Annotated in this window: 22 protein-coding genes; 8 read left to right on the forward strand and 14 right to left on the reverse strand. The window is 45.8% G+C overall.

The genetic code is table 11. The annotated features are described in order from the left end of the window. Nucleotides 1–79: 79 nt before the first annotated feature. The 3 genes from G3R49_RS06785 (at nucleotide 80) to G3R49_RS06795 (ending at nucleotide 3,823) form a co-directional block, all read left to right on the forward strand. Nucleotides 80–2,149, forward strand: a complete 2,070-nt coding sequence (locus tag G3R49_RS06785; RefSeq protein ID WP_167869105.1) for a DNA topoisomerase III — start codon at nucleotides 80–82, stop codon at nucleotides 2,147–2,149. A gap of 186 nt (nucleotides 2,150–2,335) precedes the next feature. After that, nucleotides 2,336–2,980: an MBL fold metallo-hydrolase gene (locus tag G3R49_RS06790; RefSeq protein WP_167869106.1), complete on the forward strand. Its 645-nt coding sequence runs from the start codon at nucleotides 2,336–2,338 to the stop codon at nucleotides 2,978–2,980. A 237-nt stretch (nucleotides 2,981–3,217) separates the two neighbouring features. Continuing rightward, complete coding sequence (locus tag G3R49_RS06795; protein WP_130597669.1) at nucleotides 3,218–3,823, forward strand: hypothetical protein; 606 nt, start codon at nucleotides 3,218–3,220, stop codon at nucleotides 3,821–3,823. Nucleotides 3,824–4,054: 231 nt separating this feature from the next. On the opposite strand, the gene G3R49_RS20330 is transcribed toward G3R49_RS06795, so the two are convergent. The 4 genes from G3R49_RS20330 to G3R49_RS06815 form a co-directional block, all read right to left on the reverse strand. Continuing rightward, the gene (locus G3R49_RS20330; protein WP_167869107.1) at nucleotides 4,055–4,324 is read right to left on the reverse strand and encodes a barstar family protein; all 270 of its coding nucleotides are present in this window, start codon (nucleotides 4,322–4,324) and stop codon (nucleotides 4,055–4,057) included. A 105-nt stretch (nucleotides 4,325–4,429) separates the two neighbouring features. After that, entirely contained in the window at nucleotides 4,430–4,687 is a 258-nt protein-coding gene (locus G3R49_RS06805; RefSeq protein ID WP_348633917.1) for a hypothetical protein, read from the reverse strand. A gap of 2 nt (nucleotides 4,688–4,689) precedes the next feature. Then, on the reverse strand, nucleotides 4,690–5,304 hold the full coding sequence (locus G3R49_RS06810; protein ID WP_167869109.1) for a hypothetical protein: 615 nt from the start codon (nucleotides 5,302–5,304) through the stop codon (nucleotides 4,690–4,692). A 92-nt stretch (nucleotides 5,305–5,396) separates the two neighbouring features. Next, the gene (locus G3R49_RS06815; RefSeq protein WP_167869110.1) at nucleotides 5,397–6,233 is read right to left on the reverse strand and encodes a hypothetical protein; all 837 of its coding nucleotides are present in this window, start codon (nucleotides 6,231–6,233) and stop codon (nucleotides 5,397–5,399) included. Between the two features lie 535 nt (nucleotides 6,234–6,768). Here G3R49_RS06815 and G3R49_RS06820 point away from each other — a divergent pair. From G3R49_RS06820 to G3R49_RS06840, 5 genes are all read left to right on the forward strand, one after another. Beyond that, nucleotides 6,769–7,800, forward strand: a complete 1,032-nt coding sequence (locus G3R49_RS06820) for an XdhC family protein (protein WP_167869111.1) — start codon at nucleotides 6,769–6,771, stop codon at nucleotides 7,798–7,800. Then, nucleotides 7,800–8,597 (forward strand): NTP transferase domain-containing protein, encoded by a 798-nt coding sequence (locus G3R49_RS06825; protein ID WP_167869112.1) that lies wholly within the window; start codon nucleotides 7,800–7,802, stop codon nucleotides 8,595–8,597. Before G3R49_RS06820 ends, G3R49_RS06825 begins: the two co-directional genes overlap by 1 nt. After that, the gene (locus G3R49_RS06830) at nucleotides 8,598–9,050 is read left to right on the forward strand and encodes a (2Fe-2S)-binding protein (RefSeq protein ID WP_130597664.1); all 453 of its coding nucleotides are present in this window, start codon (nucleotides 8,598–8,600) and stop codon (nucleotides 9,048–9,050) included. A gap of 2 nt (nucleotides 9,051–9,052) precedes the next feature. Then, nucleotides 9,053–11,305, forward strand: a complete 2,253-nt coding sequence (locus G3R49_RS06835) for a molybdopterin cofactor-binding domain-containing protein (protein WP_167869113.1) — start codon at nucleotides 9,053–9,055, stop codon at nucleotides 11,303–11,305. Nucleotides 11,306–11,474: 169 nt separating this feature from the next. After that, nucleotides 11,475–12,923 (forward strand): methyl-accepting chemotaxis protein, encoded by a 1,449-nt coding sequence (locus G3R49_RS06840; protein ID WP_167869114.1) that lies wholly within the window; start codon nucleotides 11,475–11,477, stop codon nucleotides 12,921–12,923. Between the two features lie 475 nt (nucleotides 12,924–13,398). Here the strand turns inward: G3R49_RS06840 and xthA are convergent, their stop codons facing one another. The 10 genes from xthA to G3R49_RS06890 form a co-directional block, all read right to left on the reverse strand. Further along, nucleotides 13,399–14,205 carry an exodeoxyribonuclease III gene (gene xthA / locus G3R49_RS06845; RefSeq protein WP_130597661.1) on the reverse strand — a complete coding sequence of 269 codons (807 nt, stop codon included), beginning with the start codon at nucleotides 14,203–14,205 and terminating at the stop codon, nucleotides 13,399–13,401. Then, complete coding sequence (locus G3R49_RS06850; RefSeq protein WP_167869115.1) at nucleotides 14,205–14,504, reverse strand: YciI family protein; 300 nt, start codon at nucleotides 14,502–14,504, stop codon at nucleotides 14,205–14,207. Before G3R49_RS06850 ends, xthA begins: the two co-directional genes overlap by 1 nt. Before the next feature lie 44 nt (nucleotides 14,505–14,548). Continuing rightward, nucleotides 14,549–15,115 carry a septation protein A gene (locus G3R49_RS06855; RefSeq protein ID WP_167869116.1) on the reverse strand — a complete coding sequence of 189 codons (567 nt, stop codon included), beginning with the start codon at nucleotides 15,113–15,115 and terminating at the stop codon, nucleotides 14,549–14,551. A 258-nt stretch (nucleotides 15,116–15,373) separates the two neighbouring features. Then, nucleotides 15,374–16,471: a hypothetical protein gene (locus G3R49_RS06860; RefSeq protein WP_167869117.1), complete on the reverse strand. Its 1,098-nt coding sequence runs from the start codon at nucleotides 16,469–16,471 to the stop codon at nucleotides 15,374–15,376. A gap of 428 nt (nucleotides 16,472–16,899) precedes the next feature. Next, entirely contained in the window at nucleotides 16,900–17,733 is an 834-nt protein-coding gene (gene trpA, locus G3R49_RS06865; protein WP_167869118.1) for a tryptophan synthase subunit alpha, read from the reverse strand. Between the two features lie 11 nt (nucleotides 17,734–17,744). Then, on the reverse strand, nucleotides 17,745–18,947 hold the full coding sequence (gene trpB, locus G3R49_RS06870; RefSeq protein WP_167869119.1) for a tryptophan synthase subunit beta: 1,203 nt from the start codon (nucleotides 18,945–18,947) through the stop codon (nucleotides 17,745–17,747). 76 nt (nucleotides 18,948–19,023) lie between these two features. After that, nucleotides 19,024–20,487, reverse strand: a complete 1,464-nt coding sequence (gene trpCF / locus G3R49_RS06875) for a bifunctional indole-3-glycerol-phosphate synthase TrpC/phosphoribosylanthranilate isomerase TrpF (RefSeq protein ID WP_167869120.1) — start codon at nucleotides 20,485–20,487, stop codon at nucleotides 19,024–19,026. A 31-nt stretch (nucleotides 20,488–20,518) separates the two neighbouring features. Beyond that, a complete protein-coding gene (gene trpD / locus G3R49_RS06880) occupies nucleotides 20,519–21,556 on the reverse strand; it encodes an anthranilate phosphoribosyltransferase (RefSeq protein WP_167869121.1) in 1,038 nt (345 codons plus the stop codon). Continuing rightward, the gene (locus tag G3R49_RS06885) at nucleotides 21,556–22,191 is read right to left on the reverse strand and encodes an aminodeoxychorismate/anthranilate synthase component II (RefSeq protein WP_167869402.1); all 636 of its coding nucleotides are present in this window, start codon (nucleotides 22,189–22,191) and stop codon (nucleotides 21,556–21,558) included. The genes trpD and G3R49_RS06885 overlap by 1 nt, the downstream gene beginning before the upstream one ends. A gap of 5 nt (nucleotides 22,192–22,196) precedes the next feature. Then, nucleotides 22,197–23,786: an anthranilate synthase component 1 gene (locus G3R49_RS06890; RefSeq protein WP_167869122.1), complete on the reverse strand. Its 1,590-nt coding sequence runs from the start codon at nucleotides 23,784–23,786 to the stop codon at nucleotides 22,197–22,199. Between the last annotated feature and the right edge of the window lie 93 nt (nucleotides 23,787–23,879).

Raw genomic sequence — 23,879 nt, forward strand, 5'->3', positions numbered from 1 at the left:
TGTTGATTGTTGCTATTGCGCTTTACCGCTTTGCTGGGTAAAGTACTGTTAATTCATACAGTGCTTTGTCCAGTTTTCTATGCGTCTATATATTGCCGAAAAACCAAGTCTTGGTCGCGCTATTGCCGATGTGCTACCTAAGCCACTTAAAAAAGCTGAGGGGTTTATTACCGCGGCTAACGGCGATTGCGTGTCATGGTGTATCGGTCACTTGCTTGAGCAAGCCGAGCCAGATGCCTATGACGACAAATACAAATCCTGGCGTATTGAAGATCTCCCCATAGTGCCTGAAAAATGGCAGCTCAAACCTAAGCCGAAAACCCGTAGCCAATTAACCGTACTGCGTAAGTTAGTAAAACAAGCCAATGAGCTGGTTAACGCTGGCGACCCTGATAGAGAAGGGCAGTTGCTGGTCGATGAGGTCATCTCCCATTTAGGCGTTAAGGGCGACAAGCTTGCCAAGGTGCAGCGCCTATTGGTGAGTGACTTAAACCCAAGCGCGGTAAAAAGGGCACTTGGGCAACTGCGCAGTAACCGTGAGTTTGTTCCACTATCAACATCAGCATTGGCTCGTAGCCGTGCTGACTGGCTATATGGTATGAACATGACCCGCGCCTATACTATTCAAGGTAAAAAGGTTGGCTATCAAGGTGTATTGTCTGTTGGGCGTGTACAAACGCCAATACTTGGCTTAATTGTCCGCCGCGATGAAGAAATCGCAAACTTTCAACCTAAGCCGTTCTATGAGGTGTTAGCGCATTTATCTGACGTAAATGAGTCAGAGCCTAACTTTAGCGCCAAGTGGCAACCAAGCAAAGCTTGTGAACCCTACATGGACGAAGATGGCCGTGTGCTTGCTAAAGGGTTAGCGCACAACGTGGCAGGCAGAATTACCGGTCAACAAGCCAAAATCACTAAGCTTGAATGCAAAACCAAAAAGCAAAATCCACCGCTGCTTTACAGTTTATCGTCACTGCAAATCGACGCCGCTAAACGCTTTGGTTTAAGCGCCAAAGCTGTGCTTGATACCTGCCAAAGCCTGTATGAAAAACATAAACTTATCACGTACCCGCGCTCAGATAGTCGTCACTTACCTAAAGAGCAGTTAGCACTTGCTCCTGCTGTTACCCAGGCTATATGCGCCAATGCGCCGCAACTCACTCAAGGAATTGACAGTCCAGATTTATCTTTAGTCTCTAAAGCCTGGAACGACTCAAAAGTCGATGCGCACCACGCCATCGTCCCAACCGAGAAAAAGGCAAACTTAGCCTCGCTAACTCGCGATGAAGCGAACCTTTACCAACATATCGCTCGCCAGTATTTGGCGCAGTTTTATCCGGCTTACGTATATGACGAAACTCAAGTCGAAATAGCGATTCAAGGCGGCAGATTCACCACCAAAGCTAAAGTCGACAAATCACTCGGTTGGAAACAGCTATTCCCCGCAAGCAGCAGTGCAGTGAAAAACGGCGCTAAGGATGATGCTGCCAGTGGGGATGGTGAAGAACTGGCCAAGCTGCCTAAACTCACTCGAGGTCAGGTGCTGTTTTGTCATCAAGGCGAAGTGGTAGAAAAAGTGACTCAGCCACCTAAGCACTTTACTGATGCAACCTTGCTTAGCGCAATGACCGGCATTAGCCGTTATGTCAGCGACGCAGAGATTAAAAAGACTTTAAAAGAAACCGATGGTTTGGGCACTGAAGCAACTCGGGCAGGAATTATCGAGCTGCTGTTTAAACGTGGCTTTGTTGTGCGCTCAGGCAAAGCGATTATAGCGACCGAGGTAGGCAAAGGTTTAGTTCACAGCTTGCCTGAGTCGGCTACCTTGCCTGATATGACAGCGCTGTGGGAGCAAAGCCTAGATGCCATAAGCCAAAAACAGTTACGCTACGACAGCTTTATGCAGCCATTGGTTAATCAAGTATCTCATCTTGTCTCTCAAGCAGCAGCCCATATTCCTACGGCATTACAAGGCGTTAAAGCGCCAGCTAAAAAATCTTGGGGCAAGGGCGCAAAAACAGCAAGAAAAGGTCGCAAAAGCTACAGTAAATCTGGTGCTTCGAATGCTAAAGCGGCATCAAAAACATCAACGACAAAAAAGCCAGCCTCAAAACGAGCAACTGCGAAAAAAGCTACCGTTAAAAACTAGCCGTTAGAAACCGATTTATTATCCCGAGTTGAGGTTATTTAGATAAAGATCAAATACCCCTAGGCTTTTTTCAGCAATAATTGCAAAATAGCGTTAGGTAAAATCTGAGGTGTATTATGCACAAAGATTTGCCGCTACCTAACTCGTTTTCAGCGCATTAAAGCCGTTTATTTAGAGGGAAGTTTCATGAAGTATCAAATCATACCGGTAACACCGTTTCAGCAAAATTGCAGTGTGATTTGGTGTAAAGACACCCTACAAGCGGCAATCGTCGACCCTGGTGGCGATATCGATCGCATTACCACAGAGGTTGAAAAGTTAGGCCTAACGCTAGTCAAAATTTTGCTTACTCATGGTCATATCGACCATGTTGGTGGTGCACAAGCGCTTGCCGAACAGCAAAATATCCCTATTGTAGGGCCACATATCGACGACAGCTTTTGGCTAGAGAATTTGCCAGGCCAAAGTAAAAATTTTGGCTTCCCAGAAGTTGGCGCTTTTACTCCAAATCAATATTTGAATGACGGCGACACTGTTGAGTTAGGCAACCAACAGCTGCAGGTGGTGCATTGCCCTGGCCACACGCCAGGTCACGTAGTGTTTTACTCAGCATCATCAAAAACTGCCTGGGTAGGCGATGTACTGTTTAGAAGCTCTATTGGGCGCACCGACTTCCCACAGTCGAATCATCAAGATTTGATTAATTCAATCACTAAAAAACTATGGCCATTGGGCAATGAAACCCAATTTATTCCAGGCCACGGCCCAATGTCGACATTTGCGGAAGAGCGTCAACACAACCCGTTTGTGGCAGATCAGTTACTGGGCTAACGGTCGAAGTCAGTATTAAGCGTGACACAATTAAGACATAGGCAACCAAGTGGTTGCCTATTTTTTAGGTGTGTGGGATTGCAGGTGTTCAAGCAACCGGCTGATTTAGCTTGGCTAAAATTCGCAATCAAGATGGCTGCAAGTGTCATTTTTTTCAAATGTGACGATTTTTTGATTGAGTAATTACTCATTTTTATTTAGCGTAGAAATGTAAAATTTTTGATCAAGGAGGGGATTGTGAGATTTTTAGTGCTTTTAGTATTGCTCTTACTGTCGTTCTCAGGCGTCTGTGCTGATGAACGTTACGTGAGTAATATCCAGCCACAGTATTTTGATGAAGATATCAATCGCCTAAAAGCGGCTGATGCCAGTATCGATTACAACGCCGAAAAAGATGAGTTTACTATCTATTTCTATGAGGGCATTTATGTCGTTGGTGTGAGGTTGTCTCGCGATGCGGCAGACTCGCTAATGTCAGCGATTTATAAGTATGAATCATGGAATAAGAAAGCCATTGCTAAAGCCGTCACCCTCGATAAAGAGATAACCAAAGTTAAAACCGGCTATACCTTTTGGCGTTTAGGCAATAGCCCGTGGCGAGTAGGGCGCTCAGTCGATCTTAGCCTGCACTTTTACTCACAATCACCAAAGCATCACCAACTAGTGTTTGTCATCCCTAAAATGCAAAGCATCAATAACCAGTACATCTCCTATCATCCAAAAGAGCCACATTTCGACCTAGAGCAAGCAGTAAACCTGCGTCAGCACTTTGAGCGAGACAATGTGCTTGCCTTTGTACAAAAAGTCCAAGAGCAACAGAGTCTAGAGGCCGAGTTTAATTAGGTTTATTCGTGGCCTTAACCGAATTACAAAGAAAAAAGCTCAAGCAATCGCTTGAGCTTTTTGGTGGTAGTGAGGCGTACCTTCTAATCTGAGCAACTTCTTTTTTGGCCTTTCAATTTTGAAATCAATTTCCAGCGCAAGCTACCAGTGAACTTATAGTGATCCACATATTGGTTAAGCTAATTCCAAAGTTTAGTTTCATCCATACTCATCACGCTTTGTTATGGTGCATTAGCTCCACTCCACACTGCAATTTATGTTCGGGTGCTCAATTTTTAAGTCTGTGAAGCCCGTTGTAAGTTGGTGATATGAACTTGGCATAGCTAACCGAAACTCTTGAGAACCCGTAAATTCTATATTTGCTGGCAAATTAACTAAACCTGTAATTGAATCGCAAAATGCATCCCAATTGTGACCATAAAAATCAGGGAAAGATAATGCTGACGACAAAAGAGCATGTAGTTGTTCTTCCGTTTTAATTGTACTCAAATCTATCTGCATAATTCCCTTGTGCTATTCACGCTTTGCTTAGGGCAGCCGGAACACACTGTAGGCTGCCCCGCGGACGCCGCGCTTTTTTCGGCCGGAGTGTACTTGAGCAACTTGTTAAGTGTTTGTGGCACCTTGCCCGCCTATTATTTGCGTTTGCAGCTCGGTAGAAACATTTACCCACGAAACACTAGGAGAAAATACCAGCTTACAGCCTTGCTCCGCTGCTGCTTTGATTATTTGATGATACCACTCAACGTAGCCCCATTTTCGAGGCTTAGTGGCATAGAGATAACCGCGCTCACTGTTCCAATGAACTTCCATAGCTTCGCGATAGATCATTGGGAAGGTCTCAGTTGCCGGCTTTAATGCGATTGTTAGCTAATTCCAGAAATTACAATAGATACTATGCCGATAAACCCTAAAAAATACGGGAGAATATCTTTAACAAATATGCTTTCGTGAAGTGCCCAGCTTATCCAGAATTTAGGCATAATCTTGCGTAGTTTTCTTTCGCTGTAATGATATACGACATGACCAATGTCACTAAAACAATTTACTGAATATGGATAAGTAAGCTGTATTCTTATATCTAGATAATCTCTCTTTGTTTGAGAGTCATATATAAACCATGATTTTGATAAGTCTATAAGCTTAATATTATCTAGTTTTCTATCTACGTAATTGATACTGCATGAAGAAGGACCGTCTTGTCTAATCTCATCTAAAGCCTTAGAGGTCAAGTATTTAAGAAGATAATTATCGATATTCTCATGCATGGATGGGTATACAGCCTTTCGCCAAGACTGATAGAAAGTAATGTAAAAGAATAATATTAAGAGGAAGATAGCTACTCCTAAAAATGATCCAGCATTATTCATTGCGATAAACCCTAAGTTTATCTTTGAGATGCTAGATTCACTTACGGTATATGCAATTGCCGAAAGCGATGTTATGAATAGCCATTTTCTATCTTTTTCATACTGTTCCATGTGATGCCACTTGATAGCTAACGCCTCAATAACCGGCGCAGCTTGCTGCGTCCGGCGCCTGAAAGGCGCGTAGTTGATTGACTTGTTAAGCGCTAATAGCCATGTAAGCTGAAGCGCGATATTTTTTCTGTTTTTAACTCGTTTAACGCACCGAAAACGCCATTTCTTCTTGGGATGGAGCATTCTGCGATATTGAACTCAATGTAACCTTCTTTTCTAATTGTTCTTAAATATACGGGAATAACTTCCATGTAGGCAGGAATGTTATTTTGCAGAGCGAGCATTGGGTAAAGGAGTTTGTGCTTGGCTAATGAATCAAACTCTTTCCCCGATTTTGCTTCAATCACGAAAAGGCATTCTTTTCCTTTTCGCTTTCCAACGAATAATGCGTCAATTTCTACTTGGCCTTGATTGTGTGTTAGCACTTCATTGCTATGGGAAGTTGGCTGAAAATCAAAAGTAAAAACACTTTGACCTGTGGCTGGAATACTTTGATTGTTGTCTTGTTCTATACCTAGAGCTTCTGTTAGAAGACCTGAAGCCATGGCTAAATTAACTATTGAGGTTTCTGTTAGCGTAGGAAGCAACTGAAATGCAAATAAACTACGAATTGATGCGCTAGGCAAAAATACCTCAAGTTCACTGTTGGAGAATATATCTTCATCTATGAAGAAATAGTCAGCCCACGATTCCACTGCTTTTGCGAGAGCGAACTCGGTGTTGCGACTGCCTTTTGGTGATCCTAATCGGAAGACCATGTAACCTGAATTCTTTAATTCAGAAGTAAGATCGCTAATTGAGTTTATTGAAATATATTGAGCCGTACGTTTGTTGCCTAATTTAGTTTCGGCAACATAGTCTTGGAAAGATCTTGGCGTGCCAATGATATCTCCAGAACCCTCAATTTCTTTGATTGCTTGATCGAACATGATTCTCGCTTAACATTTATATAGTGCGCATGCGCACATATTGGGATTAACGCGCATGCTCGTTTTGCCAATTATATAAATCGTGAGAATGCAGCTAACCAACTGTATTGATTATAAATACCAGATTATCCATATTTACGCCATACCGTAAAAGCGCGCATGCGCACATAATGGGATTTATGCGCAAATTAACCTGCTCATGGTCACTCGTGCTAGGGATTCATCTGATCATTGCGATTGTTGAGAATGGACTGGAAAACCTAGTAGCCAGGTGTTTTTGCTTGCACCCAAACCCGCCGATAAACCCTGAAACATTTTCCTACTTTCCATGTTTGAGCTGCTCTGTTAGCTTAGGTTTTGTGTCTTTACAATGTAGAGTTAAGCCCTGCAAAACTTATGGTTTTATGTGACTTTAGGTTCATGTCGGGCTAATGAATAGCGCTTTACATTTGCTCAACTGTTTTGCTTTTTAAACCTGCTCACTTTTTACCTGCACATTGTGAGCATCTTCGACCGATTTATTCATGGACAGAATATGGCGCAGCAACTTAGCGAAATTCTAGAAGCCTGGTTACCAAGCTATCAGCAAGATTGGGTGGCAGCGGTGATCACTCATGTGTCTGGCTCATCCTATCGTAAGCCTGGTGCCATCATGTTGTTTGACTCCCTTGGCAAAAGCCTAGGTATGCTCAGCGGTGGTTGTTTAGAGGCTGATTTACGCCGTCATGCCCAAAGGGTGATGCAAACAGGGCAAACCTTAACGCTAACCTATGATGCCAGCGATGAGTCTGATCAAAGCTATCAACTTGGTTGCGGCGGCATCGTCACTATTATGCTGGTGTCACTGACCAAGGCGAACGACTACCTTGGGTTGCTAAAACTCTATGATGCGCTTAATCATGGCCAAAGTTGTCGCTATCAATTAAGTATTCCATCTCAGCCTATTGCGTGTGACGAACTCAGTGCGCAAGTTGAAGTGCTGCATAGTAACACTCAAGCTTTACCTTTTACTGAAAAAACTCAGCTGCTCAACCTTGAGACTGGTGAGAATACTCCTGAGCACATTTTATCTGTGCCCGTACGCGCGCCAATTCATTTAGGTATTTTCGGCGGGGGGTTAGATGCCAAGCCAGTGTGTGAAATGGCGCAGTTACTGGGTTGGCGAGTGTCGGTATTTGATAGCCGCAGTGCTTATGCTCGCAATTATGATTTTGCCGGCGCTAAGATTTATAAACATAAAGCCAATGAGCTGCCAAGTGATGTACTTAGCTCGCTCAACTGCGCGTTTGTGTTGCATCACAACCTTGAGTTAGATGCCGATGCACTGCGGGTTTTGGCACAGTACCCGCTGCAGTATGTGGCGCTGCTTGGGCCAGGGCATCGCCGCGATAAAGTGCTGACTAAAGCAGAACTAACGGTGGATGACTTTTCCGGCGTGTTCTCAGCGCCCGCTGGGCTTGCCTTGGGCGGTGAGCTGCCAAGCTCTATTGCGTTAAGTATGTTGTCTCAATGCCATAGTGTGCTGTATCAAAGCAAGATGACCACCCTAGATAAGGTGATGAGCTAATGCCTGAGTTAGCCTCTGGTTTTGAATCAGGCACAGCGCCTGAACGAGCGAATGAGCTTGCATGCGTGATGTTAGCCGCCGGTGGTAGTCGCCGTTTTGGTGACTGTAAACTCGCGCAACCCTTACAGCCAGGATGCAGCGTGCTACAAACTAGCTTGTTAGAGCTAGTTTGTTTTAGCTCTAACAACGGCTTAAACGTACCGAAAGTGGTGTTAGGTGCTTACCAAGCAAAGCTTGCTGATTTACTACTAAGTTTTGAACCAAAGGTAAAAGTGGTTTGTAACCCAGACTGGCATCAGGGCATTTCAACGTCCATTATCGCGGGTCTACAAGCTGCTGTTTATCAAGGTAATAGCATTGATAACCAAGATGACGACAGCGATAACAGTAAACCTTGCGAGCACAAGCAAGCTCAGCAACTTTCCAGTCAACAATCTAAGCAACAAGCCAATCAACAAGCCAAGCAAGATAGTACCAACCAGATAAAAGCCGTGTTGATAACACTTGGCGATCAGGTCGCCATTCGCTCAGATGATTATCAGCGCTTATTCGATGCTTATAAACAAAGCGGGCAGATTTGTGCCAGTCGTTATCGCGACCAACTTGGCGTGCCCGCAATATTCCCGTATTCAGCATTTTCAAAACTTATGCAGCTTGAGGGTGATAAAGGCGCGAAAGCCATCATTAAGCAAGCTCAGTTGCACGGCAAGGTAACTGAAGTACCTATTGCCAATGCCCAATTTGATATTGATACTCCAACCGATTTGCAGTTGTGGTTGGCCAGCAAGGAGAGATAAATGGAAAACCCAACCCAAAACTTAACCATTAACGGGCGTAACTTTACCGTTAATGCCGAACCCAATATGCCTGTGCTATGGGTGCTAAGAGACATTCTTGGCCTTACCGGTACTAAATATGGTTGCGGCTCTGGTTTATGCGGCGCTTGTACTATTCATGTTGATGGCAAGCCAATGCGTGGCTGCTTAACCAGTGTTAAGCAGGTGAGCGGCAAAAACATTACCACCATTGAAGGGCTCGAGGCTGAAAAGCTCAAACAAGCGTGGGAGAAGCACAATGTGCCTCAGTGCGGTTATTGTCAGGCTGGGCAGCTAATGTCTGCGGCGGCGCTACTGAAAACCACTCCTAAGCCAACAGATGCGCAAATTAACGACGCCATGTCGGGTAATATTTGTCGCTGTGGTACTTATCCGCGTATTAAAGCGGCGATTATTGATGCTGCGGAGGCCTAATTATGAGCACATTTACTGCAGTTGAGAATATTAGCCGCCGTGACGTATTGAAGTTATTTGGCGCAGCGGGTGGTGGGTTAGCTCTAGGAGCAACAGGTATGGCGTGGAGCCCAATGGCGATTGCGCAAGACCGCCAGGCAAGCCTGAATTTATTCGTGGCGATTGGTGAGGACAACAAGGTTTACTTAACCTGCCACCGCTCAGAGATGGGCCAGGGTATTCGTACTGGTATTCCGCAAGTGTTGGCTGATGAGCTAGAGGCCGAGTGGGATAACGTAGTTGTGGTGCAAGGGCTTGCCGATGAGCGCTACGGCAGCCAAAACACCGATGGCAGCCGCAGCATTCGCAAACACTACACCACCATGAGACAAATGGGCGCAACTGCGCGAACCATGCTGGAGTCAGCAGCGGCTAATGAGTGGCGAGTCGACCCAAGTGAGGTATACGCCAAAGCGGGGCGCATTCATCACAAAGGCTCAAATAAGTCTTTAAGCTTTGGTGAGCTAGCGATGAAGGCAAGCGCGCTACCTACGCCAGAGGAGAGTGAAGTTACGCTAAAATCGGCAGACAAATTTAACTTTATTGGTAAGTCGCCACGCAGCGTTGATATAGACGCCATTGTTGATGGCAGTGCTGAGTATGGTTACGACATTAAAGTACCAAACATGTTGTATGCCAGTATTTCGCGCCCGCCTGTACTTGGCAGCGATGTAGAGTCATTTGACGAAATCGCTGCGCGTAAAGTGGCTGGCGTATTAGATATTGTAAAACTGCCCGTACCTCAAGGTGCGCCGCTGTTTCAAGCGCTCGGCGGCGTCGCTGTGATTGCCTCAAACAGTTGGAGCGCCGTTGAGGGGCGTAAAGCACTCAATATTAAATGGACTAAAGCCGATAACGATAGTCACGACAGCAAAGCTTATCTAGCCGAGCTAGTGACAAAAGTGCAGGGCAATAGTGGTCAGCCTGGCAAGGTTGTGCGCAAATATGGCAACACACCGACTAACTGGCAAGGCGATGATGTTGTTAATGCAACCTACACAGTGCCGTATCTCGCCCATGCGATGATGGAGCCGCCTGCTGCAGTAGCAAATGTAACCAAAGATAGCTGTGAAGTGTGGGCATGTACCCAAACGCCACAAAGTACCCAGGCCAATGTCGCAGGCGTGTTGGGGCTTAAAAAAGAGCAAGTGAAAGTGAATGTGACTATGCTTGGCGGCGGCTTTGGTCGTAAGTCAAAGCCTGACTTTAGTGTTGAAGCCGCGTTGTTGTCGAAACAGCTTGAACGTCCAGTAAAAGTCAGCTGGAGTCGTGAAGATGATATTCAAAATGGTTACTACCACGCGATTAGCGCCCAGCATTATCAGGCTAAGTTCGCTGATGACAAGGTTACCAATCTACTTGCGCGCACAGGCTTTCCATCAATTAGCTCAACCTTTGCTGAAGGTGTCGATGAGCCATCTGGCGGCGAGCTGGACTTGGGCTTTGTCGATGTGCCGTTAGCACTAGAGTCAATGCAGCTTGAAGTGGTTAAAGCTAAAGCTCATAGCCGAATTGGCTGGATGCGCTCTGTATGTAATATTCAACATGGGTTTGGTATTGGTAGCTTTGTCGATGAGTTAGCGGTAAAAGCGAATAAGCCATGTTTGCAAATGTGGCGTGAAATGCTAGGTAAGGCTCGCCAAGAGACCTTTAGCGATCAAGGTTTTGAATACGGCAACTATGGTGAGACCTTAGCTGATCATCCAGTGGATGTGGGGCGTTACCACGGCGTTATCGACAAGCTAGAGCAGCTCGTTAACGAGCAAGGTAAGCCAGGTAAAAATCAGGGCTGGGGTTTTGCGATTCACCGTAGCTTCACTGCGTATGTGGGCATTGCGACATTAGTTGAAGTGAACGATAACTCGCTAAATGTGATTAAGAGCATCGGCGTGATTGATGCTGGCCTTGTGGTGAACCCAGATAGAGTACATTCGCAAACTGAAGGTTCGATTATCTTTGGTTTGTCGCTCGCAATGATGGGCGAGATCACCTACAAAGACGGTAAGGTTGAGCAGTCAAATTATCATAACTACCCTGTGTTACGTATGCCGCAAAGCCCTGAAATCATTACTCATATTATTGACTCTGATGCCAATCCTGCTGGTGTTGGTGAGCCAGGTGTACCGCCTGTAGCGCCTAGCTTAACCAACGCGATTTTTGCTGCAACTGGCAAGCGTTATCGCGATTTACCGTTAAGCCATCACCTTGATGTTTAGCCAATCACTAAAAGTTTAAAAAACTAGACCTAAGCCCAGATTTTTATCTGGGCTTTTTGTTTATATGGCCGATAAATAACTATACTAAAATCCCAGTTAGCGTTTGCTGGCACTTTGTTACTACTCTACCGCCTGTCACGCTTCACTTTATGCTTAGGAATAGCAGTCTATGAAAGCTATCGAGTTTCGCAAAATCGACGCCCTGTTAATTAAACTTAGCCTTAACGGAAAATTCTTTGTTATTTGTGCTCTGGTATCTGTGATCACCTTAGCCGTTGCCATTACTAACCAACAGCAAATGCAGCAAGTTGCTCAGCAGGCATCGATTGCCCATGTACAGGGGCAGGCTGAAATGATCGCCAAAATTGCAAGGCAACAAAACTTAAGTGCGCAAGAACAAGCAAGCTTTGTTCGCGCTCAAGGGGCAAATTTAGCAAGCTCAGAGCAGACGAGCCGCCGCGGTGATTCTGTGACGGCTTCAGCGCCGCTTGGCGCTCAATATGTGGTATTGCAGCAGCCTGTTGCGCAGTTAGAGGCGAGCTTAACAGAAGATAAAAGCTGGTTATTTTGGCTAGCGCTGGTGGGGTTATTGCCGCTATTTCAGCTGTGCTACTGGACGTCGACTTCACTCGGCGGCGGTTTGTGGGACATGTATGCGGCAATTAAGCGTTTGGCCGATGGTGACTTAACCGTAAGGCTTAACTTTTTTGGCACCGATGACTTTAGTTTAATCGCCAAAGAGATTGATCGCAGCGCAGATAATATGAGCGAAATGGTGGCGGCAATTCGTGATAATGCCAACACCTTAAATCAGGCAGCGGAGAAGTTTGAGCAGCAGGCAACAGTTAGTGGCGGCGTGATTAATAATCAATATGCATTTTTGGACTCAGTATCTACGGCGATGGAGCAAATGACCGCAGCAATTGGCGAAGTGTCACATCATGCAGTTGATACATCAAACTACAGCCAAAGTAACGCTGAGCAAATTGCTAATAGTCAGGGGAATTTGCAGCAAGCTGTGCAGCATATTAATCAATTATCTGACAAGATTTCTGAAACCTTTCACTCGGTTGAAGAGTTATCCAATGAAGTGGCACAAATTAATGAAGTGGTTACTACTATTAATGCCATTTCCGAGCAGACTAATTTGCTCGCGCTAAACGCTGCAATTGAAGCGGCGAGGGCGGGTGAGCAAGGTCGAGGATTTGCGGTAGTGGCTGATGAAGTAAGAACCCTTGCTAGTCGCACGCAACAAGCCACGGTTGAAATTCAAAACATGATTGAAAGCTTACAAAAGAATTCGAGCAACTTAACCGCTATGACCACCATTATTGTTGATCAGGCGGCTGAAGGAAGCGCCAATATTCGTGAAGTGGGCGAGGATATTACTCAGGTGTCAGACTCAACCCAAAGAGTATTTGATATGAGCAGCCAAATTGCCACATCTGCCGAGGAGCAAAGTGCTACCGCGGTCGATATTGCCAGTCAGCTTAATGATATTCGCCAGCAGTCGGAGCAAATTAAGCAGCATGCGCAAGAAGCCGAGACTGTGTCACATGGCCTCACCGAGTCGTCTCATAATTTAACGCATATTCTTAGTCAGTATAAAACGGCGTAAATCGCGCCTCGTGTAGAGCTTAAGAGCTGAAGATAAAGGAACAGGTGAGCCCCATTGTGGCTCACCTGTTTCGTATTCTATTCAATAGCTTACCAAGGCCACTAAAAATCATACCCATGAGTTTTGTTGTGCCAAGCATAATGCCACCAATAATGAAATAAGCGATAAACATTTGCCAAGATTCAGCTTGCCAGAAAATATAGCCTAAGATGGCCAACGGGATCAGAAGTAAAAGTGCGATTTTGAAATAGTCTTTACTGTCCATATTGTTTTTATTATGTGTGCTGTATGGTGAATTAGGGGGGCTAGGTTAACGTTAAAATCTTAAGCTGCGATTAAGCTGTACAGTTTTTATATCGAACAGCTTACGTTTAAATTCAATTGGTTAGCACTCTAAATAATAAAAAGCCCTGTTAGATGACAATATCTATCAGGGCTTTTTCTATTTCAGCTGGCTAGCGCTCGTAGAGAGGCACTAGCTAAAAGTCGTCCAAATCGGCGCATGATCTGATGGTTTTTCAATGCCGCGTAGCTCGTAATCTACGTCTGACTCTAGGGCGCGCTCAGCCAGTGATTTAGTCACTAAAATCACGTCAATGCGCAGGCCGCGATTGTCATCAAAGCCTTTGCTGCGGTAGTCAAACCACGAGTAACGCTCTGTGCGCTCTGGATGTAGCTCACGGAATGAATCGACAAAGCCCCAATCAAGTAGTTTGGCCAGCCATTCACGCTCTTCTGGTTGGAAGCTACATTTACCGGTTTTTAACCAACGTTTACGGTTTGGCTCGCCGATACCAATATCAAGATCGGTTGGTGAGATATTAATATCTCCGATCACCGCAATATCTTCATCAGCGTTGTGGTTAGCATCTAAATGCAGCATTAAGTCTTTATAGAACTTACGCTTAGCTGGGAATTTGGTTTCATGGCCAATGTTTTCACCTTGCGGGAAATAACCATTTATCACGGTTAAGATGCGGCCATTGTCTTGCTTAAACTTACCAATAATGAGTCGGCGCTGTGCATCTTCTTCATCGCTGGCGTAGCCCTTGATGATTTCAACTGGCTCTTGTTTTGACAGCATAGCCACACCATAGTGGGCTTTACCTCCATGATAGTGAACCTTGTAGCCCATAGCCTCTACGTCAGCGACGGGAAAAGCTTCATCATGAACCTTAGTTTCTTGCAGGCCGATAATGTCAGGCGCTTGCGTGTCAATTAGGGCTTGCAGCTGATGCAGACGGGCGCGAATACCATTAATGTTGAACGAAACAATTTTCATTATGGCAGCACTCGCTTAAATGGTTTAACGATAACGTTTTGGTATACGCCAGCAGCTATGTATGGGTCAGCGTCGGCCCAAGTTTGAGCTTCTTCAAGTGATGCAAACTCGGCAACCACTAACGAACCTGTAAAGCCAGCTTCACCTGGGTTCTCGTTATCAATTGCAGGGTGTGGACCTGCGGTAAGTAAGCGACCTTCGTCAGCAAGCGCTTGTAGTCTTGCTAGGTGGTCAGCACGCACTGTCATGCGCTTTTCTAGACTGTTTTCAACATCAGTTGATGAAATCATGTACCACATTTTACGGCTCCATTTGTAAATTGTTGAAATAGCGAAACAAGCAGCTATTTGTCTTGTTTATCTTGATTTTGCATCTGTTCAATCGACTCTTTTGGCATGTGTTTAAACAAGTAAATCACAGTGCCTACGGTGTTGATCAGGGTTAGCGCGGTAAGGCCAAACACCTTGAAGTTAACCCAGGTTTCTAGCGGTAGGCTGAATGCCACATAAATATTGACTAGACCACACACTACGAAAAAACTTACCCAGTACCAGGTTACTTTAGCCCAGACTGCATCTGGCACAGTCATCTCTTGCCCTAGCATACTCTTGAGTACGGATTTACCCATTAAGTGGCTAACCGCTAAGCCGCCGGCGAACATGGCATAAACGATGGTGACTTTCCACTTGATAAAGGCATCGTCTTTAAAGAATAGGGTTAGTGCGCCAAAGAAGGTCACCATAGCAAAGGTGATCAGGTGCATTTTCTCAACTTTTTTGTATAGCGCGTAAGACACGGCAATTTGAATTGCAGTTGCTACGATGAGCGCGCCAGTTGCCGCATAAATATCGACAAACTTATAAACGGCAAAAAAGATGATGAGGGGCAGGAAATCCAGCAGTTGTTTCATGTTGTGGGTTGCTCTTTAAAACGGCAAGTATTGCTTAAAATAGTGAACGGCAGTGTAGCACGCAGCCCCATTACCTTGAAGAGCTTGAAGGTGCGATTTAGCTGCAGTTTGATTAACCATGGTTAATTTTCTATATCTTTAGGTTCGGTTAAACCCAAATGGTCGATTTAGCGCTGGCTCGCTTAATTGCCAGCTTGCTTTATGCGCTTAATAGATTAAGACAAGCTTGGTTGATTACCAGCTTAATTGATAAGCGACCTAACGAGATGACTCTGTTTCAGAGTTGGTGTCGCTATTCACACTAGTATCAGTGAGCCACAATTGGGTTTCATTGAGTAGCGCAGCGCTTGTTGGCGATAGTAATGGATTGGCGATTTCGAATTCGGTGCGCTCATCAATGCGGGCTTTTTTTAGCATGTCTTGAGTGATCGGATGCTGGTAAAACAAATTGTCGAAACTACCATCGTTAATGGCTTTCATTAAGCCGCGCTCAATTCGCTGCGCTAGTGCAAGGTTGTCTTTAGATACAAAGAAGTAAATGGGCGAAGCATATTTAATCAGTATGTTCTGCTCAAGGGCGATATCGTCACGCCTTGGCAATTCATCCCAAGGTTCATGCACTGCTCGTGGGAAGAAGTCGAAGCGATTAAAGGGCAACATATTGAGCAGTTGATTTGCTGAGCCAGGTACAGCCAATACGTTAAATCCACTGTGCTTTAGTATTTGTGTGTCGGGCCAATCACTGCCCTGTGCCATGCGCACTTGTTTTAGGTGCTTTAGGTTATCAATATTGTCAAATTTAGCCTGCTCACCTTTACGAATTATACCAATGCGATAGCCCATCATACCTTTGAGTAGCGGTACATAGACCGCCTGCATTTCTGATTCACGTTCAATGGATGTCATGGTCCAAATGATATCGAGCTTGCTTTGTTCCACCATCTTGACCGTGCGACCCTGGGGCATAGCTAGACTCACCGCATGGAGCTGATAGTGCCCTTCATTGATGGTTTTTTCCAGCGCTAGCGCGAGTAGGTCGATATAGTAGCTTTGTTTGCTGTCGTTAAACTCTGCAGACAGATTATATTTGATGACAATCGGTTTACTCTTGCTTGCGGTTGTTGGCCCTAACGCCAGAAGATTGGTTTGCAAACCCGTGTGACTTGTTTGGGTGATAAAGTGACTTGCTTGGGTGATAAAGTGACTTGCTTGGGTGATAGAGTGACTGGTTTCAGCGAAAGCGTAATTGACACTCAATAGCGACAAAAATAGCGCGGCGCTTAGCATGATGTGCGCAATGGTGGTTGCACAAAAAGATGCTCTGAATGACTTAGCTTGATTGAAGAACGTATCCATGTAATTCATTATTTTTAGTTATTTTTTTGACTGATTTTTGCGTGTAAGAAATGTTTATTACTCTCAGTATAGTCATTGAAATGAATTGCGAAAAAACAATTCATCTTTTGGAGAAGATGGCTTTGTGTTAGCTCCCGAGAAGGGAGCATAGCCTAATCTGCGAAAGTTAAAGCATGTAGTTGCAATGATATTTAAAGCCGTTGAAAACATGGATGTTTTCATCGAGTCCACACGGAAGTGTTCACGACGAGCTTTAAATTTCATTGCAACGTGAGCTAATTACTAAAAGTCTATTGAATGATAACGGCCTATTGAAGTAGGTGGTGTAGGGACGGGAAATAAAAACGGCGTATTTGCTAGCAAATACGCCGTTTGTTCAATTTAAGTTATTCAGCTTTAGCTGCTTAGCTGAGTCTAGCGTTGATCTGCTAGCTTCGAGCTGTTGCCGCTTTCATATTGCGGGTAAACTCGCCTAGCTCAGCAAGTAGCTTGGTTTCATCATCTTGATTGCGCTCGATGATTTTTACCACAGCAGAACCCGAAATTGCACCTGCTGCGCCAGCAGCAATAGCATCACGAACCTGACTTGGCTCAGCAATACCAAAACCAAGTAGCGGCGGCGGTGCGTTGTACTCTGCAAGTTTAGCCAGCACTTTATCAACTGGCTGACCCGCTTTAGATTCAGTACCAGTAACACCTGCGCGTGATAGTAGGTAAGTGTAACCTCGGCACAAGGTACTCACTTGTTTCAAGGTGGCTTCATCAGCATTTGGCGGAGCAATAAAAATCGGCTCAATGCCATATTTAGTGGCAGATTCAACGAACTCTGCAGACTCTTCCATTGGCACATCGGCAATCAATACTGAATCTACGCCTGCAGCTTGCGCTTTAGCGTAAAACGCGTCTACACCGTTGGCATAAACTAAGTTGGCATACAGCAATAGACCGATAGGTAAATCAGGGTGTTGCTCGCGAACCTGCTTGATGATGTCAAAACAAATCTGCGGTGTTGTACCCGCATCAAGGGCGCGAATGTTAGCGCCTTGAATGACTGGGCCGTCAGCGAGCGGATCTGAAAACGGGAAGCCAAGCTCTAGCGCATCGGCGCCATTTTCAATCAAGGTGTTGACAATTTTCAGTGACAGCTCAACACCTGGGTCGCCCAAGGTCACGAAAGGCACAAACGCGCCCTGGTTGTTGTCAGCCAGCTTTGCGAAAGCGCGTTGGTATCTTTGGCTAGATGTATTGGTTTGCTCAGTCATTACGCGCCTCCTTAGCTATTGTTTTGGGCTTCTTTATTTTCAAGGATGTCCGACACGGTGAAGATATCTTTGTCACCTCGCCCTGATAGGTTTACCACCAAAATGGTTTCCTCGGTTGCCTGTTTGGCAAGCTTAACTGCGTAGGCTAGCGCGTGTGACGACTCTAGTGCAGGGATAATGCCTTCACTGCGGGCAAGTAGCTGGAATGCTTCTAGTGCTTCATCATCGGTAGCTGACTCATAAGTCGCGCGACCTGTAGCGTTTAGGTGAGCATGCTGTGGGCCAACTGATGGGAAATCTAGACCCGCTGATACGGAGTATGATTCTTCAATTTGGCCTACGCTGTCTTGCATAAGCGGCGCTTTCATACCAAAGAAAATACCGGTTTTACCGTGTTTAAGCGGCGCGCCATGCATTGGGGTATCAATGCCTTTACCAGCAGGTTCAACACCAATGAGCTTGACGTCTTTTTCATCGATAAAGTCTGCAAACATACCAATGGCGTTTGAACCACCGCCAACACACGCAATAACGGCATCTGGCAGACGGCCTTCTTTTTCAAGAATTTGCGCCTTAGTTTCTTCACCGATCATGCGTTGGAATTCACGTACTATGGTCGGGAATGGGTGAGGGCCTGCCGCTGTGCCAAGGAGATAATGGGCTTTGTCATAACTAGCTGACCAGTCGCGCATTGCCTCGTTACACGCATCTTTTAGGGTGGCTGAGCCTGAAGTAACAGGGATAACTTCTGCGCCCATTAGCTTCATACGGAATACATTTGGCGACTGACGCTCTACGTCTTTAGCGCCCATATAAACCTTACATTTTAAGCCTAGTAGTGCACAGGCGAGGGCGGTAGCTACGCCGTGTTGGCCTGCGCCGGTTTCAGCGATAATCTCTTTTTTACCCATGCGTTTTGCAAGTAAGGCTTGGCCTAAAACCTGGTTGGTTTTGTGGGCGCCGCCGTGAAGTAAGTCTTCACGCTTTAGGTAGATTTTTACCAGCGGGTTCGGGCTTAAATTGCGCGTGAGTGTTAGCGCTGTTGGGCGGCCGGCATAGTTTTTAAGTAGGTCGGTAAACTCGGCTTTAAAGCTGTCATCGTTTTGCGCCTCAACAAATGCTGCCTCAAGCTGTTTGAGTGCTGGCATTAGAATTTGCGGCACATACATGCCGCCATATTCACCAAAGTAAGGGTCTAGTTTTAGGGTTGTCATCTTGTATCCCTTTAGTTTTGGGCATCATTGATGCCCTTTAAAAATCTGCTTGTGGCTTAGAGCTAGTTTCTACACTCTAATTTTTACGTAATAGTTCAAAAGCGGTATTAATCTTGGCGGCATCTTTGATGCCTGGGCTAATTTCTAGGCCTGAGTTCATATCTAATCCTGCAAAACCTTGTTGGCGGGCACTGTCGATATTGTCTAGGTTTAATCCGCCTGCAAGCATAGCCTGTGCTTTGTTTTTAATTGACCTTTGCCAATCAAAGGTTTGACCGCTGCCACCAAATTGACCTTGATGCTTGCTGTCATAGAGGTATTTATCTGCTCCTGCGACTAGCTCTATTTCAGCGTCTGTATCACTGGTATTGATAGCAATCGCCTTCCAAACTTCAACGACTAAACCATTATTACAGAGTGCTTGTTTTAGCTCAGCAACATACTCAGTGCTTTCATTGCCGTGTAGCTGCAGCGCAAACAAACTTAGCGTTTTCGCATGTTCAACTAGCTCAGCAATTGGTTGATTAACAAATACGCCAACCAGGTTTAGCTCAAGTTGCTGCTCGCTCATTTTATCGCGCAGGCTTTTAGCTGTATCGAGGTCAATCGCTCGTGGTGAAGGCGGATAGAAAATCATACCGCCAAAGCTTGCACCCGCGTGTGCGACTGCTTCAATATCTTCAATGCGAGTTAACCCACATACCTTGTTTGGGCCAAATACGAGCTGACGACAAGCAAGATCTAGGTTGTCTTGTGCCATCAATGAACTGCCAACTAAGTAACCATCCACCAGAGGGTTAAGGCGTTTAACTTGCTCATGGGTGTAAATGCCTGACTCGCTAATCACCACGCGATCAGATGGAATTTGCGGCGCGAGCTCTTCAGTGGTGGCGAGGTCTGTGCTTAAGTCACGTAGGTTACGGTTATTGATACCAATAATAGGCGCGTTTAGATCGATTGCGCGTTGCAACTCTTCCTGATTACTGACTTCGGTCAGGGTATCTAAATTGTATTTAGCCGCATGCTCTGCAAGCTCTAGGTACTGAGCATCATCTAACACTGACAGCATTAGCAAGATAGCGTCTGCACCTTGGTGCGCAGCAAGTTTGACCTGATAAGGGTCAACAAAGAAGTCTTTACACAAAATAGGCTGAGTAACCTTGGCTTTAACTAACGGAATATAGTCGAAGTGGCCTTGGAAGAACTGCTCGTCAGTTAATACTGAAATCGCCGCCGCGTAGCGAGTATAGGTACTGGCAATGGCTTCTAAATTAAAGTCATCGCGGATCAAACCTTTCGATGGACTCGCCTTTTTACACTCAAAAATATACTGTGCATTAGGCGCTTTAAGGGCATCGAACATGCTGCGAGTCGAGACCTGTGGCGTGAGTGCGTCTGCTTCGCCAAAGCGTTGTTTTAGCTGAGCAATGTGCTCAGCTTTGGTATCAACAATGCGTGTCAGGACGTTTGACTCTGCAGCCGTAGCAATTGGCGCTGTGGTTTCAAGTTCTGCGAGCTTGTTGTCTTTGCTTGCTGTCATGGTGTGTTCCTGTCTGGTTTTAATCGCTGGTTTATGACTGCGCCTGCTGACTTGCAGCTGCCAATTGATTCAATCGATTTAACGCTTCGCCCGAGGCGATTGTTTTAAGGGCTAATTCTGTACCCGCTTTAGCATTAGGTGCAAGGCCTGCAACGTAAAGCGCACAACCTGCGTTAACCGCAACTGCGTCACGCTGAGCATCAGTGCCTTTGCCTGCCAGAATCGCTTTAGTGATTTCAGCGTTTTCACTTGGCTCACCACCTTTGAGCGCTTCAATGCTGGCAGTTTTGACACCTAGCTCAGCAGGAGTGATGTTGTAAAAACGGATTTGACCATCTTTTAGCTCTGCAACTTGGGTTTCGCCATGCAGGGCGACTTCATCGAGTCCGCTACCGTGAACCACCATCGCGTGCTTAACGTTTAGCGCTTGTAGCACATTAACAATAGGAGCCAGCAGCTTGGGTGAGTACACGCCAAGTAGCATGTATTCAGGTTTTGCAGGGTTAACTAAAGGCCCAAGTATATTAAAAATAGTACGAGTTTTTAGTGCCTGACGCACAGGTACTGCGTGTTTCATTCCTTGATGATAGTGAGGTGCGAATAAAAAGCTCACGCCAATATTATCAACACAATCACTTGCTTGCTCTGGCGACATGGTCAAACCTATCCCGCAGTGAGATAGCACATCTGATGCGCCTGATTTACTCGATACGCCGCGGCTGCCATGCTTTGCGACTTTTGCGCCTGCCGCTGCTGCAACAAAGGTGGCAGTAGTAGAAATATTGATGGTATTAAAGCCATCACCGCCAGTACCCACAATATCAACCACGCCTGTCGATAGTGATGCCTCACTGCGCGGGAACGGCTTAGCAGCGCTGCGCATCGCATTCGCCGCACCGGTAATTTCAGCTACAGTTTCACCGCGCATTTTTAGCGCAGTTAGCATACCCGCCATAGCGATAGGCTCCATCTCACCCGCGATAATGGCACTAAACAGTTGCTGGCTTTGCTCAACGGTGAGCGCGTTACCCTTGTATAAGGTGTCTAGTAAAGGTTGTAGCTCGGCCATTATTGTACGTCTCCTTGACTTGCTGAAGCTGCTTGCGCATCAGCAGTTAAATAGTTGAGTGTTTGGGTAAGTAGTTGACTACCTAAAGTGGTTAAAATTGATTCGGGGTGGAACTGGAAACCAACGGCTTTGTCGTGCTCGTGTAAGATTGCCATCGGCATATCATCTGTGGTGGCAATCACATCAAGGCAATCTGGCACCTTGGTCGCAACTAGGCTGTGGTAGCGAGCGACCGGCAGTGGTGACGGTAAGTCAGCAAATACGCCTTTGCCGTTATGTACGGTTGGGCTGGCTTTGCCGTGAACCACAAACGGTGCGCGCTCAACCTTGCCGCCATAGTATTCCACCATGGCTTGATGGCCTAAACAGATCCCCAGCATTGGCACTTTGCCAGCGACCTTGTCGATTAGTTGCATCATGCTGCCCGCTTCATGTGGTGCACCTGGCCCTGGCGATAGCACTAGCGCGCTTTTACCTGATTCGTTAAGTAGCTTTTCTGCTAGGTAATCAGCACTCACATCGTTACGGTAAATTACCACTTCAAAACCTAGGCTGCGGAATTGATCAACCAGGTTATAGGTGAACGAGTCGAAGTTATCGAGTAGGTAGAGTTTGACCGCTTGTTTCGCTTGCATGCTCATTAAAGGCCGCCTCCCATTTTGATTGCTGAAATCACCGCTTGGGCTTTTTGTCTGGTTTCATCGGCTTCGGCTTGTGGGTCTGAATCAAACACCACGCCAGCGCCGGCTTGAATGTGGGCAACATTGTCTTTAACAAAGGCTGAGCGGATCACAATGCAGGTATCCATATCGCCTAAGCCATTTAAGTAACCCACTGCGCCGCCGTAGCTGCCGCGGCGCGCTTGCTCTGCTTCTCGCACCAGTTGTGATGCGCGTACTTTTGGCGCGCCAACCAGGGTGCCCATATTCATGCAGGCTTGATAAGCGTGCAGCGCGTCTAAATCTTCACGAAGTTGACCTGTTACGCGGCTAACCAAGTGCATCACGTGTGAGTAGCGGTCGACTTTGAGTAATTCTGCCACTTTGCGGCTGCCGCTTTGGCTAATACGGGCGATGTCGTTTCGAGCCAAATCTACTAGCATTAAATGCTCTGACAGTTCTTTTTTATCTAAGCGCAGCTCTAATTCAATGCGGCTATCTAGGTCGGCATCGATTGCGCCATTGGCATCTTTACCGCGCTTGCGAGTACCGGCAATGGGATAAACCTCAACTTGATTCGATTGCGACTCGTATTTCAGTGCGCTTTCTGGCGATGCGCCAAATAAGGTGAAATCTGGGCCTCTAAAATAGAACATGTACGGGCTTGGGTTGGTCAGTCTAAGGGCGCGGTATGCACCCAGGGTATTAGGGCATGGCAGGCTAAAACTGCGTGATGGCACCACTTGGAAGATATTACCAGCAACAATATGCTCTTTTAGTTCAACTACAGTTTGTTTGAACTTGTCATCTGAGATATTGACCTCAGTTTCGGCTTCAACGCTGATTAACTCAGCAACACTGCTTAATGTTTGTGTGTCTGCAGCGATTTGCTGCGCGCGCTGTTTAAGTGTTTGCGCCGTCTTTTTCGAAATTGATTGATCGCTATCAAACTGGTGAGTGATGATTTCAGCGGTTTCAGTTTGGTGGTCTACAAGGACAAGGGTTTCAGCAAGGTAGAATAGGTAGTCAGGGCAAGTGTTAGCGGCATTTTCAACTTGTGGTAGAGGCTCTACCGTATCGATTAGGTCATATGCTAATACGCCGCCTAAAAATAGATCTTCAAAGGCCAATTCACCATCGGCTTTGCTGATGTGTTTTACCAGTAAACGCAGGCCATCAAGCGGAGAGGTTGACTTTAATCTGGCGTCTTCATCCTGACAGGCATCAGATTTACTCAAGTTAACAATAAGGCTGTTAGGCTCTTGGAATATTTCAGTTTTGCCAAAGGCTGCTTCATTGTTAAAGAAGTCTGCAATCGCGCCGAGTAAGCTAGCGCCATTGTCCGTTAGCGCGTTAAAGGTGATTTGGTAACTGTCACAACGCACCATTAATGCTGCATGGGTTAACACTATGCTTTTAAGGTGATCTTTGCTGTCAATTTCAGCTGACTCAAGCAGCATGGTATGGGGCTGATTATTGGTCACATGCTGATATAGATTCAGCGGATCAGCATGGTAGGTCATTGCCTGCTTATTGGTGCTGACCTGTGCTAATGGGCGGTTATGGGTCATTATCCGTTTGCCTCTATGTTGCTGCCATGAGTTGGCCTAAAAAACTAAAACCTAAAAAACTATAAATAGTTAACTTGTTCAATCTGTTGCTGT

The sequence above is a fragment of the Shewanella sp. WXL01 genome (assembly GCF_012263345.1).
Lineage (GTDB): Bacteria > Pseudomonadota > Gammaproteobacteria > Enterobacterales > Shewanellaceae > Shewanella > Shewanella maritima.

What these genes read in the sequence shown, in the direction of transcription:
- G3R49_RS06785 (WP_167869105.1), top strand. Translation starts at nt 80, where the DNA reads ATGCGTCTATATATTGCCGAAAAACCAAGTCTTGGTCGCGCTATTGCC.
- G3R49_RS06790 (WP_167869106.1), top strand. Translation starts at nt 2,336, where the DNA reads ATGAAGTATCAAATCATACCGGTAACACCGTTTCAGCAAAATTGCAGT.
- G3R49_RS20330 (WP_167869107.1), bottom strand. Translation starts at nt 4,324, where the DNA reads ATGCAGATAGATTTGAGTACAATTAAAACGGAAGAACAACTACATGCT.
- G3R49_RS06810 (WP_167869109.1), bottom strand. Translation starts at nt 5,304, where the DNA reads ATGGAACAGTATGAAAAAGATAGAAAATGGCTATTCATAACATCGCTT.
- G3R49_RS06815 (WP_167869110.1), bottom strand. Translation starts at nt 6,233, where the DNA reads ATGTTCGATCAAGCAATCAAAGAAATTGAGGGTTCTGGAGATATCATT.
- G3R49_RS06820 (WP_167869111.1), top strand. Translation starts at nt 6,769, where the DNA reads ATGGCGCAGCAACTTAGCGAAATTCTAGAAGCCTGGTTACCAAGCTAT.
- G3R49_RS06825 (WP_167869112.1), top strand. Translation starts at nt 7,800, where the DNA reads ATGCCTGAGTTAGCCTCTGGTTTTGAATCAGGCACAGCGCCTGAACGA.
- G3R49_RS06830 (WP_130597664.1), top strand. Translation starts at nt 8,598, where the DNA reads ATGGAAAACCCAACCCAAAACTTAACCATTAACGGGCGTAACTTTACC.
- G3R49_RS06835 (WP_167869113.1), top strand. Translation starts at nt 9,053, where the DNA reads ATGAGCACATTTACTGCAGTTGAGAATATTAGCCGCCGTGACGTATTG.
- G3R49_RS06840 (WP_167869114.1), top strand. Translation starts at nt 11,475, where the DNA reads ATGAAAGCTATCGAGTTTCGCAAAATCGACGCCCTGTTAATTAAACTT.
- xthA (WP_130597661.1), bottom strand. Translation starts at nt 14,205, where the DNA reads ATGAAAATTGTTTCGTTCAACATTAATGGTATTCGCGCCCGTCTGCAT.
- G3R49_RS06850 (WP_167869115.1), bottom strand. Translation starts at nt 14,504, where the DNA reads ATGTGGTACATGATTTCATCAACTGATGTTGAAAACAGTCTAGAAAAG.
- G3R49_RS06855 (WP_167869116.1), bottom strand. Translation starts at nt 15,115, where the DNA reads ATGAAACAACTGCTGGATTTCCTGCCCCTCATCATCTTTTTTGCCGTT.
- G3R49_RS06860 (WP_167869117.1), bottom strand. Translation starts at nt 16,471, where the DNA reads ATGGATACGTTCTTCAATCAAGCTAAGTCATTCAGAGCATCTTTTTGT.
- trpA (WP_167869118.1), bottom strand. Translation starts at nt 17,733, where the DNA reads ATGACTGAGCAAACCAATACATCTAGCCAAAGATACCAACGCGCTTTC.
- trpB (WP_167869119.1), bottom strand. Translation starts at nt 18,947, where the DNA reads ATGACAACCCTAAAACTAGACCCTTACTTTGGTGAATATGGCGGCATG.
- trpCF (WP_167869120.1), bottom strand. Translation starts at nt 20,487, where the DNA reads ATGACAGCAAGCAAAGACAACAAGCTCGCAGAACTTGAAACCACAGCG.
- trpD (WP_167869121.1), bottom strand. Translation starts at nt 21,556, where the DNA reads ATGGCCGAGCTACAACCTTTACTAGACACCTTATACAAGGGTAACGCG.
- G3R49_RS06885 (WP_167869402.1), bottom strand. Translation starts at nt 22,191, where the DNA reads ATGCAAGCGAAACAAGCGGTCAAACTCTACCTACTCGATAACTTCGAC.
- G3R49_RS06890 (WP_167869122.1), bottom strand. Translation starts at nt 23,786, where the DNA reads ATGACCCATAACCGCCCATTAGCACAGGTCAGCACCAATAAGCAGGCA.